The 11,313-nt window shown below is 47.2% G+C and carries 11 protein-coding genes; 4 read left to right on the top strand and 7 right to left on the bottom strand.

The window, feature by feature from the left end:
- The first annotated feature begins 75 nt into the window (after positions 1-75).
- Complete coding sequence (locus tag FH974_RS21430; RefSeq protein WP_242551905.1) at positions 76-471, top strand: hypothetical protein; 396 nt, start codon at positions 76-78, stop codon at positions 469-471.
- Between the two features lie 373 nt (positions 472-844).
- Here the strand turns inward: FH974_RS21430 and FH974_RS21425 are convergent, their stop codons facing one another.
- Positions 845-1,699 carry a DMT family transporter gene (locus FH974_RS21425; protein WP_047885854.1) on the bottom strand — a complete coding sequence of 285 codons (855 nt, stop codon included), beginning with the start codon at positions 1,697-1,699 and terminating at the stop codon, positions 845-847.
- Between the two features lie 155 nt (positions 1,700-1,854).
- Here FH974_RS21425 and FH974_RS21420 point away from each other — a divergent pair, with 155 nt between their 5' ends.
- On the top strand, positions 1,855-2,748 hold the full coding sequence (locus FH974_RS21420; protein WP_047885853.1) for a LysR family transcriptional regulator: 894 nt from the start codon (positions 1,855-1,857) through the stop codon (positions 2,746-2,748).
- Between the two features lie 234 nt (positions 2,749-2,982).
- On the opposite strand, the gene FH974_RS21415 is transcribed toward FH974_RS21420, so the two are convergent.
- Positions 2,983-4,056: a hypothetical protein gene (locus FH974_RS21415; RefSeq protein ID WP_047885852.1), complete on the bottom strand. Its 1,074-nt coding sequence runs from the start codon at positions 4,054-4,056 to the stop codon at positions 2,983-2,985.
- 353 nt (positions 4,057-4,409) lie between these two features.
- Here FH974_RS21415 and FH974_RS21410 point away from each other — a divergent pair, with 353 nt between their 5' ends.
- The gene (locus FH974_RS21410) at positions 4,410-4,856 is read left to right on the top strand and encodes an acyl-CoA thioesterase (protein WP_047885851.1); all 447 of its coding nucleotides are present in this window, start codon (positions 4,410-4,412) and stop codon (positions 4,854-4,856) included.
- Between the two features lie 172 nt (positions 4,857-5,028).
- Positions 5,029-5,277 carry a hypothetical protein gene (locus FH974_RS21405; protein ID WP_047885850.1) on the top strand — a complete coding sequence of 83 codons (249 nt, stop codon included), beginning with the start codon at positions 5,029-5,031 and terminating at the stop codon, positions 5,275-5,277.
- A gap of 239 nt (positions 5,278-5,516) precedes the next feature.
- Here FH974_RS21405 and FH974_RS21400 read toward each other — a convergent pair whose 3' ends face one another.
- The 5 genes from FH974_RS21400 to FH974_RS21380 all read right to left on the bottom strand — a co-directional run bounded on the left by FH974_RS21400 (position 5,517) and on the right by FH974_RS21380 (position 11,262).
- Positions 5,517-5,780 carry an Lpp/OprI family alanine-zipper lipoprotein gene (locus FH974_RS21400; RefSeq protein ID WP_047885849.1) on the bottom strand — a complete coding sequence of 88 codons (264 nt, stop codon included), beginning with the start codon at positions 5,778-5,780 and terminating at the stop codon, positions 5,517-5,519.
- 387 nt (positions 5,781-6,167) lie between these two features.
- The gene (locus FH974_RS21395) at positions 6,168-7,136 is read right to left on the bottom strand and encodes a hypothetical protein (RefSeq protein ID WP_146149698.1); all 969 of its coding nucleotides are present in this window, start codon (positions 7,134-7,136) and stop codon (positions 6,168-6,170) included.
- A gap of 213 nt (positions 7,137-7,349) precedes the next feature.
- Positions 7,350-8,693 carry a TldD/PmbA family protein gene (locus FH974_RS21390; RefSeq protein WP_047885848.1) on the bottom strand — a complete coding sequence of 448 codons (1,344 nt, stop codon included), beginning with the start codon at positions 8,691-8,693 and terminating at the stop codon, positions 7,350-7,352.
- Positions 8,693-10,078, bottom strand: coding sequence for a TldD/PmbA family protein (locus FH974_RS21385; RefSeq protein WP_207103746.1), 1,386 nt, complete (start codon positions 10,076-10,078; stop codon positions 8,693-8,695). Before FH974_RS21385 ends, FH974_RS21390 begins: the two co-directional genes overlap by 1 nt.
- A 200-nt stretch (positions 10,079-10,278) precedes the next feature.
- On the bottom strand, positions 10,279-11,262 hold the full coding sequence (locus tag FH974_RS21380) for a CobW family GTP-binding protein (RefSeq protein WP_047885846.1): 984 nt from the start codon (positions 11,260-11,262) through the stop codon (positions 10,279-10,281).
- Between the last annotated feature and the right edge of the window lie 51 nt (positions 11,263-11,313).

The following is an 11,313-nucleotide window of genomic DNA, read 5'->3' as shown; positions in this document are numbered from 1 at the left end:
CTCCTTCAAGACTTCCATTCTTCGATAATCACTGCATAATTCCTAAAACTGGGCGATTAACTGGATTCATTGACCTTGTTTAATACAAAAAGAACAAATAAATTTTTTCCGCTCGATTTTTACGGTGAAGAGGGAAGTTGGCGGTTCATCATTCGAGCAGAACATCCGGGCGAGATTCTGGATGCGATGTATTGGCGGGCATATGTTTCCTGCCATCGTAAAGACTTTGATTTGCTTCACATCGCGACCGATAAGTTTAATTACAAGTACAATTACTCCTCGTCTGATTCTTCAGAAATGCACTACGCATCTGGTGCTGAGCAACTTCGCGTGAACATGATGGGGCCAATAGTTCCAATCTCTGTTTTTCTGAAGACCCTTGCCGAGCAGCAAGGAAAGTGGATCAAGAAAGCAGCCGGTACTGCAGCAGGAGCAATGGCACTGTCTGCGTCACCGACTGACCAGCCTTAAATCAAGGTGTTTAATCGTACTGATAAGAAAAGTGCTGGCGGGCACTTTTCTTATGCTGAAAAGCAATGAAAGATTCTCATTGCACCGTTATCTTGCACCTAATCTTACACTTTGATTTTTTCTAAGCCTGTTTCCTAATCCACTTTTCCATACGTTTTTTGTGCTAAGACACCTTTATCGAGTCGACTTCTTCGGCCAATCGTCTTGCAGCATCAGCCTAGCTACAACCAGCTTTGCAATAGTCAGCTTTGCAGCATGAGTCTCGCAATATCAGCTTCAAATGATCCAGCTAATAACATCCACCTCATAGCATCAGTGAAATTTTCCTGCATGGTTCTATCATGCCTTTGTGATGGTTTTGAACTGCAGAGATCTACAACGTTTCACGGGATTTCTCGTATTTTGCCAGCAGAATAAGCGGGAAAATGATCATTGCTGTTCCCAAAGCCATAATGAGATCAGGCATTTCATCAAACCATATCAGCCCGGCAATAACGGCCGCAATCAGGCCACTGTATTCAGCGCTGGCGATCTTGTTACTGTCTGCTGCGCGGTAAGCGACAACACAAGTACCAGCATAAATAAGAATAAAACTGCTTGAGCCCGCAGCTGTTAGTAGCGGTTCAAAGTCCCAGGCTCGCCCTTCCCATATTGCCAGGCCTAATGATGCCGGAATCCCAACCAGGTTAGTCAGGAGCAGTGTCTGAGGAACGCTCTGGTGTTTGGGTAATTTTCGAATCAACAGGTTATTTCCGGCAATGGTCAACGCAACCACCAAGGCAGCGATCGCCCCCCAGTTAATTTCGGTTGGACGAATAATGACCAATACACCTAGGAAACCAAAAACGCCGGCAATGATCGAATAACGTGAAAGCTGTTCTTTGAACAGAACTAATGCCATTGGCAGCATCAATAATGGCGCTGCGTAGAAAATGGCGTTAGCGGTTGCCAATGGCATGGCGTTGATGGCTATCACCATAAATACGGCACCTAGTAGCCAAATATGAGCTCTGAGTGCGTGCCATTTCAATCCATCCATAAAGCTGGCTTTTCCGGCATTTAAGCAGAAAGGTAGCAGAATGATCACTGCGGTGATTTGGCGAAAAAAGACAAATTGGAAGATGGCAATATCTCCACCGAGTGTTTTGATCAGAGCATCGGAAAGAATGGCGATAAGGTTACCGAATACCAGTAATCCCATCGCCAGTCCGACAGAGATGTTGGGCATAACTGCTCTCCTGACATTACTGGCATTAATTTGTTTGAGTCTTATTGAGTCGATCGGGCGTGCGCTGTGCCTCAATCTGTCATGCCATAAGCTTATGTCAGACTTTACTATCGTATAAAATGATAAAAATTGATTCAGTATGAGCTGAGATAATAATGAGGTTACCACCGCTGAGGGCTGTTCAATGTTTTGAAGCTGTAGCGCGTATGAACAGTTTTTCGAAGGCAGCAGATGCTCTGAATGTGACGCAAAGCGCTGTCAGCCATCAGGTGCGATTGTTGGAAGAGTATCTGGGCGAAGACTTGTTTATCAGGCAGGGGAGGCGGTTATCGCTGACTGTAACAGGTGAAAATTACTTTACGGAGGTGACGCATGCTTTACAGGGAATATCGCAGGCCAGTCGCAAAATACGGGAAGGTGAGAGTGGTCGTATCCGGTTGTCACTGTATAGCTCTCTGGCTGTAAAATGGCTGGTTCCTCGCCTGGAAAACCTGAGACAGATGCATCCCGAAATCGATTTAACATTGAATATGGTGACCGAAGAGCCAGACTTTACCGACGATGTCGCCGATTGTTTTATTACGGCGTATCCACCGAAGAAAAACTATGTCAGTGAGTTTCTATATAAGGAGCTGCTCTATCCGTTTTGTAGTCACAGACTGTGGCAGCAGATGCAGGACCAGCCGTTACCTGATGCCCTCTGGCAACACCCTCTGCTGTCGGTGACATCTATCTTTAAGCGGGGAGAGGAGGGATATGACTGGAAAGTGTGGTGTCAACTGGGCGGATTCGAATTGCCTGAATCGATTAAGATGAATCATTTTAGTCATATGGTCCTCGCGGCTGAGGCGGCCAAGTATCATCAGGGGATCGCATTTTTGAATGATTATTTCCTGACTGATCAAGATCGGCTACAGCATCTGGTACGAATACCAATGCATGAGTTACCGACGGGTGACAACATGTATTTTGTGTACAAACAATCCCGAGCTCGCCAGCCAGAGATAATCACCTTAGGTCGGTGGCTTAAGCAGCAGTGTGTCGACTGACGGCTGTGGTATCTCATGGTGGGGTATAGCAGTGAATTTCTGCTCATCGGTGCTATTTATTAGAATCACAAACAATAAAAAAACCGGCAGGTTAGCTGACCTTGCCGGTTTTTCATTTGTATCAAATTGTCGCTGATTTTATGCCGTTTCTTTCATGTTGCTACAGTGGCAGTTAATGCTAGGGCTAAGCCTTAATATTCGTCTTAGTCTTAGTCGATAGCGAGCCAACGGCGATTAGCTTTCGGTTACACCATGCCACTGATAGTGGTTGTTAGGTTTTTTGCTGACAATCCCTTCTTCCATAAAGCGTTTGAACAGCTCATCAACTTCTTCGGTACTCACTTTCAGGTGACGTGTGACAGCACGCTTGGTGCAGTTAACCTTGTTCGTACTCAGGGCTTCTATCGCTTGTTCGTAAAGCGTTTTCGGCTTCGCTGGCTCCTTAGGCGGTGAGGCATCAGTGTCTGCCTGTGATGCCGGATCGTCTGAATCGCCTTGTGCGGTTTGAACTGATGGCTGATGGCTCAGCAATTCAGGCTCCGCCGGTGAGCAGGCAAAACTGTCAATAGTAAACCCACCTCCCTGACGGAATTGATTTCTGAAACGCAGCTCTTCGCCGATCAGGCCAACGAAGAAGGCCGCGAAGAAATCGAGCAGCACAGACAAGAAAACAACCAGACCTAGCTGTGCGGTCTGGGTTTCGATTCCCAATGATTTGGCCAAGCTGTCGATAAGGCCGATCACAGATCCCTGCGTTACAACAGGCAGACTGTCACGTTCTGCCGCGAGCTGCATTTGTTGCTCACGAAGCTTGTCATTTTGTTCCTGGATACGCGCTACACCGGTAGCGATACGCTCCATCTGAATATATTTTTCTGCAGCGATATTATTGAGTTCGATCTGTTTTTCGATCGCCTCAATCTGCATATTGTAGCTATTAACCTTACTTTGCTGGACGTTGATATGGCTTTGGGCTTTGTTGGTCGCACTGTTGATACCACCAATGGAACCACCAATGGAAATGGCTGCCAGTACTGAGTAGAAAGCGAAAGCAGAGAAGGCGCCTGCATAGTTGCGACGTGAACGGCGCTCGCCAAATTCGTACCAGGCAAAGAATTTACCCAGCTCAAAAATGACCGCTAGTCCACCAAACAACAGCTGCATGACGGGATCTTCATCAATCGATAAAAACAGAAGAAGAGAAAAAATGATTGATGCAAGAATCGAGGCTCCGGTAAAACTGTATACCGTGACCATTGCAAAATTACCCTTAGGGTATCGAACTGGGAGGTTATCGTTGTAAAGCATATGCGTCTAACTGTTGGACAAAACTGAGTTGTCTGACGGAACCTGCCAATAAAATGTTAACTGCATACCGACAGGCTCTAAAAATGGTGGCTTAGGATACCGTAAATACTTCGCTAATCCTTTATAAATTCAGGTCTCTGCTGTTTTCTCGGCCATTTTTTACACTCACCTTTCATAACTGAAGAAATCTTGTCCAAGCATAATTGTGGCTGGTTAAAAATGTGCCAGATAAAGTGATGCCAAAAGCATAACTCTTCGATGGTTGTTGCAAAAATGTTGGTAAGAAATTACTTTAATGATTCTAACGTCTGTTTAAATTAATCGTTTATTTTTTGCTTAATAAGGATTTGGTCATGGAAGCATTGTTGAAGGATTACCCCGTCATTACCGAAATTCCAGTCGCATGGGGGGAGATGGATGCCCTGAATCACGTAAATAATGTGGTGTATTTCAGATATTTTGAAACAGCCCGATTGGACTACTTTTCCAAAATCAACATCATGGAAGAGATGAAGAAAACCAATATCGGGCCGGTACTGAGCGAAACATCCAGTCGCTATAAATTACCGGTTACTTATCCTGATACTCTGCTTGTTGGTAGTCGAGTGTCTGTAGTGAAGCAAGACCGATTCACGATGGAATACCAAATTGTCAGCAAGCGATTGGGGAAAGTGACGACCCTTGGCAAAGCCGAAGTCGTGATGTTTGATTTCTCTAAAAATGGCAAAGCGGAAATCACTCCGTCACTTGCCTCACATATTTTTACACTTCAGCCGGAACTGACTAAAGACGAGCCGTAACTGATAGTATAAATTGTCACTTTATCATCGTATTACTGGATAATCAGAGCTGTATGCCATTGCGGCAATGTTGTTGCGGCTCCGATGCACAAACGACCTTTAATTCCTTCTATACTCCTAGTAACCCAATCTTTTTTCACCATTTTCATCTTACAGGCAGGAGTAAAGCCGTATGTACATTGTGACTCAGCATGAGATAACCGATCCGGAACTGTTCTGGCAGAAGGCGAGTGGAACGCTGACACATCCGCCGGTGGGAATGAGGTTGCACAGCACTATGGTTGTTGAAAGGAACAAGCTTTGTCAGTGCATGTGGGAAGCTGAATCTATTGACGTGGTCAGAGACTTTTTGGAACCTGAATTAGGCGAAGCCAGTGTCATGACTTATGGATTGGTGGATCCGGACAGGGCAATTGGTTGATACATACTGTCAGGTTGCTGGGTTCAGCAATTTTCATTCAGTAGCTAGGTAGTTTTTGGCTTTCTGGAGTAAGGTTCTACAGCGGAAGCATTGAGCGAAATAAATGTCGGGTTGGGTGCTATGAAGGGAATTCGGCTGAGTTGGCTTTGAGATGATACGCCTGTTACCGACTGCCGGTAAAACCACTCATTAAACGTTATTCAATGAAAAAGTGGCGCCGGAGCGCCACTTCAAAATGCTTACTTCTTGTAAGAACCAGCGATGTTGTCGATGCGCTGGTTAGCACGCATTGCTTCCTGGTATGCAGCGTCAGAAGCAGCGCGAGTTTCGTTGATTGCGCCAGCCATAGAGTCTTGCTGAGATTGCAGAGAAGATACTTGCTCAGACAGCGCGTCAACTTTGTTAGTCAGTTGAGTCATTTGATCTACTTCATCAGTGCTTGAACAGCCCATCAGAGTTGCACTTAGGATAAGGCCAGAGATCATAGTTAGTGAACGTTTCATGTGTTTCTCCATTGTGTTGGTTTTTTTTCGTTGACAAGAACAACTAGCATGATGTCATTTTTTTGAATGCATGAGTGGCTCTGTCAGATTAAAAGTGAAGATCCGTCTCATTTGGATCTTTGCTTCCCCTGACAACCATCAACACGATCAGGTTACTGATCGTCACCTCTTATTGTCACTTGTTTTCAATGTCACTGCGATTGCTAAGTATAGTGACGCTTTTTCAGAGTATTATCAGAGGCTTGATAAAAACTGAACAGTTATGTCAGATTTCTGTGAGAAAGAGTGCGTTTTTTAAATCATTAATAAAAAATTCAGCGAAAGAGGATGGGGGAATGTCCCCCAAGTTTGCTAAGCAGTAACTACAGAATAAATCTCAATAGGAGGTTAGTCACTCTTAATACCAAACGCCTGTGCAAGTTCGTACACGTTGTAATTGGAACGAAGATCTAACCCGGTATTGCGGTTCTCATTGTTATCGGAAATGACTTTAAAGTTATCCTTGCTTGTTCGGCTGAAATGCCCCTCGTCCAAAAAGTGCTCCTGAATAATGGTGACTTTTCCACCATAACGTTTTTGCCAGTAGAGCAAACCGGCACCATGATCCCAATGTTTCTTTAATCGTTTGTTAAATTCTGCTTCATCAGGGCAGTTGGGATGAAAAGCCCAGCCTTGCCACATACTGCAGCCTTTGTCGAAAATATCCTGGCTGGCCCCACGAGTAATGCAGCCGGCAAGTTCAAACAATTTAAAAGGCCTGACAAGCAGTTTTTGCAGGAAAGGATTTTTGATTTTTGTCAGGTTGGTCATGGCTATTTCGCCATCAGGAAGATCTTTAAACAGTTCTGATAACCAGCGCATTTTGTCTGGTCGAATAATCAAATCTGAATGGAAAAATGCCATTCGAGGTGCGAAATGAAAAATGAAATCGATGGGAAGGTGCATGTATACAATCGGGAGCTGAAGATGCTTATTAAAATCGATGAGAATGGCATCCGGAGTCAGCTTTTTGGGAGCCCCGGCTCTAGGGTCAAAACCGACAACAGGTGTCCAGCCTGCATCGGATACCATTTTCTGCTGCACATAGGCCCAGTCTTCATCAACACTCCAGACTAACCAGGGGAACTCGACCCCGTCTAAGGCTGCTTTCCAGTCGTCAGCGGCCTTAAGTAAAGTTTCCCAGTGAAGGTGAGTATCAAACTGCATGTTCAGCGCCTGAAAGGCGCGCCAATTGGCATTACCGAGCCGCTTTAACAAGCGGTCTTTATCACTGAACATCCCTGGGAGATTTGTATCCGACTCAGGTTGATTGATGACTTTTTCCAAATTGGCTTGCATGTATTGAGGTATTTGCATGACGCTTCCTTGTGACCAATAAATACGGCTGACCAGAATGGTAAGAGGGGATCCTCCTAATTGAAAATAGTGTGGAATGTTGCCGTATACAAGAAAGATTGACGGAAGAAGAAAGGCTCGAAAGAAAATAAAAGGATGGGGGAAATTAGGCGATGGTGAAAAAACAGCGGGACGTACCCGCTGCTTGGATGAGTCTGGATGAAAAATAGACGTTTATTTTCCGCCAATACTCAGACGGCTGAATCGCATTTTCGGCGCGTAGAATTGACGTGCATAGTCAGTAATCAGATCACTACCTACCGCATCAATTTCTTTTAACATTTGATAGAAATTGCCTGCGACGGTAATCCCGCGGACCGGTTGAATACGCTGACCGTCACGGCACAGGAAGCCGCTGGCACCAAACGAGAAATCACCACTGACGGCATCGGCGCCGGAATGGACGCCCTGAAGCTCAACCAGTTCCAGGTATTCACCGGCGGTTAGCTCAGCCTCAGAACTCTTACCGGTTGCGATAACCGTGTGGCGTGGCGAAATTCCCAGCCCACCTTTTGCCGACCGGGCGGCATTCGCGGTGTTTGCAATACCGAAGTAGTTGGCGGTATGGCTGTTGTGAAGCAGGCTATGCAGTTGTCCCTCACCGAGCAATACGGTATCTCGGGTTGCAAAGCCTTCACTGTCGAATGCCTTTATGGACGAGCCGCCCTGCACGTAAGCCGTATCAGTCATAGTTAATAGCGGGCTGGCGACCTGTTGATTCAGTGAGTCGCGCCATGGATTGATGCCTTTCATGGCCGATGGGCCTGAAAAGCACAGACTGAACGCACTGAACAGGTTGCTCAGGCAACTCAGGTCAAAAATGACGCTGTAGCTGCCGGTATTTACCGGCGCCCCTTCAAGCAGAGCCTGAGCTATATCGTAACCATGGTTGATTGCGTACTCGCTATCCAGTTCGTCAAAACGCCGACCGGAAGACATGCCGCCATGCATAGACTGCTTACCGTCTTTCTCATACAGGGTGTAGGCGTAGCAGTAGGCTGAACGCTCCTGGTGGAAACAGCGGGTGCCCAGCGTGTTCGCCAGAATGATCTGGCTATCTGATTCACTATAGCCGTTGTACGGCGCTGAGCTGGCGTGGGGTTTAGCAACTACACCGCTTTCCAGTGTCAGCGCCAGGACAATTTTGTCATCGACAGTTGCGGTGTCAGCCTGATAGATTTCAGGACAGTTGGTTGTCAGTTGGCTATCAGCACAGCTGATTGTCTGATGCTCATCCTGTTTTGTGTAACGGGCATTGGTCAGCGCCTGTTCGACCATCAGATCAAGGCTGTTTGGCTCGAGTGACTCGGAGTAGCTGGTGGCGATACGTTGATCTTTGATAATGCGCACACCGATAACTTGTCCGGACGTCACTTTGTACTCATCAAGCTCACCTTTGTCGGCTTTTAGCGAAAAATGGTGACCGGCACTGGCAATAACATCAGCCTCTGCGCCAGCAGTACGCACGCGGTCCAGCACTTGGTCAATGGCTTGCTGGAGTTGTTGTTGATCGGCCATTAGTTCCCTCCTCCTACCAGAATGTTGTCGACCTTCAGTGCGGGTTGGCCGACCGTTGTCGGAACCGACCCACTGACCGACCCACACATTCCTGCCGCCATGGCAAAGTCTTCGCCGACCATTGAAATTTCTTTCAATACTTTCGGGCCGGTGCTGATCAGGGTGGCAGTTTTGAGTGGACGCGTGATTTTACCGTCCTCAATCAGGTAGGCTTCCTGCACGGCGAAGTTGAATTCGCCGGTCCCCGGCTGAACGGAACCGCCCCCCATTTTCTTGGCATAAATGCCGCGTTCTACACTGCTAACCATGTCATCAAGCGAGCTACTGCCCGGTTCAATAAAGGTGTTACGCATCCGGGATGCCGGGGCAAATTTATAGGATTCACGACGGCCCGAGCCGGTACGGGCATAACCGGTTTTCAGAGAGCCCATGTGATCAACCATAAAGCTGGTTAGCTTCCCGTCTTTGATCAACTGGGTTCGCTGGGTTTCCATCCCTTCATCATCAATGTTGATGGAACCCCATTCATTGGTGAGGGTACCGTCATCGACCGCATTCACGACCGGGTTTGCAATCAGTTCACCCATTTTGTCGTGGAAAACGGAGGCTTTTTTCGCCACTGAGGTTGTTTCCAGCAAATGGCCGCATGCTTCGTGGAAAATGACGCCACCGAAACCGTTACCGATAATGACTGGCATTTCGCCGGTCGGGCAGGTTTCTGCGAACAGCTTCACCATCGCCTGCTGTGCGACCGTTTGTCCCAGAGCCTGCGCGTTCAGGCTGTTGCTGAACTCCCAACCAGTCAGTGCGCCTGGGGATTCAAACCCTGTAGACTGCTCACTGCCGTTTTTAGCAATAGCGGTTGCGGCAATACGGGTATAGTGACGGGTATCGCCAATGTGAAGACCCGTAGAGTTAAAAATTTCAACCTGCTGCTCACGTTGCATGATGCGACCAATGAACTGATTGATTTTTTCATGCTCGGCACGCGCTGCGTCGTTGCACTGGCGAAGGAACGCAATTTTCGCTTCCAGGTAGCCGTTCTGGCTGAGAGGCTGCTGGCAGGTATGAAGGTTATTGTGTCTGCTGAGATTCAGTGAACCGGCTTGAGCGATCTGATCACGCTTGTCTTTTGCCGCCAGCAGGCTGGTGACGCGCTTCAGTTCTTCTTCGTCTGTGCTGTTGGTGTAGCCATACAGAATTTTATTGCCGAAGAACAAGCGTATGCCGATGCCGAAATCAATACCTGAGCTGATTTGATCGATGTCACCGGAAATCAGTTCTACGGCACTTGACTGATGGTGTTCAACGAACAATTCAGCAAAGTCCGCACCCAGAAACAGGGCATGGTCAATCACCGCTTGTGCAGTTGAAGGGTTTAGCATGGTTGCTCCTTGCTTAATCGCCATCCGAGCAGTGCCCGGATTGGGTAATAGACACTCAGCCCACAACAGCGAATGAGTCGATGCGGGCTGTGGTGAAGTCCTGAACTGTTTTTATAACAATCCTGCTTCACCGATGGGTGATGTCAGTTTCATTATTAGCAGTCAAAATGATTTTTAACAGTTCAGTTACAAGGTTTGGGTCACTTTTCACTCGTTAATGAACACAGGATAGTTTCCAGTTCATCGTAAGGAAGTCTTTCTTTATCAATAACCTCGATGCGGGATTCGAAGTTTTCCAGGGACAGTTCGTTGACCGAAACCACCCGGTTAACAACGTTGAAGGCAAAACAGCCACGTTCGGTATTCACGACGGCCTTGACTCGCTGGGCATTCAGGTTTGAAAACAGGGTAAACAGCTTAGAAAAGTCAAACACCAGATCTGTCGCAAAAAACCAGCCGCAACTGCGATAACCCTGACCGCTATTTTCACGGCGGATAAACTGTTGTCCCGGTGCCAGTTCCAGCCCCGGGAGTGGCGCAGCGTCTTCCTCATGGCCGTGATGGTGATGGCTGTGGCTTGCCTGACGCTCAAGACGTTCAACTTCCAGCCATTCAAGCGCAAGTTCACCTTGCTCAACATGACCTAATACGGCTTTGGCCGGTGTTAAGGTATCGGCATACTGTTCAAAAGCGCGCAGGTCATCCGGCTGACTCTGATCAACTTTGTTGGCGACCAGAATATCTGCCAGCGCGATTTGATCCTGGAAATTTTGATTGTCAGTGTAGATTGAATCGGAAAACTGACGCGGATCAACCAGCGTGATGGTTGCTTTCAGGTCGATGTAGTCGCGGTAAGTATCAGACGTTAGTTTATTGATGATCTCTTTCGGATGCCCAAGGCCGGTCGGTTCCAGAAGCAGGCGATCTGGCTTTTGTGCCAGCAGGGCATTGATACCGACAGACATCGGTAAACCTGCGACACAGCACATGCAGCCACCCGGAACTTCTTTTACGATGGCACCTTGCTGATCCAGAATCGCGCCGTCTACGCCGACATTGCCAAATTCATTGATCAGAATGGCCCATTTTTCATTTTCCGGTTTACGGGCAAGCAAAGAGAGAATTGCAGTGGTTTTACCGGCTCCAAGGAAGCCGGTAATGATATTGGTTGGGATGCGCTTCATAAATTTTGGCCGCTCATCATGCTTGATAATGGCATCATCATAACATCCCAG

Origin of the sequence: Photobacterium ganghwense, assembly GCF_017329545.1 — a bacterium.
In the GTDB taxonomy this organism is placed as follows: Bacteria; Pseudomonadota; Gammaproteobacteria; order Enterobacterales; family Vibrionaceae; genus Photobacterium; species Photobacterium ganghwense.
This window is presented reverse-complemented; position numbering and strand designations above follow the sequence as displayed.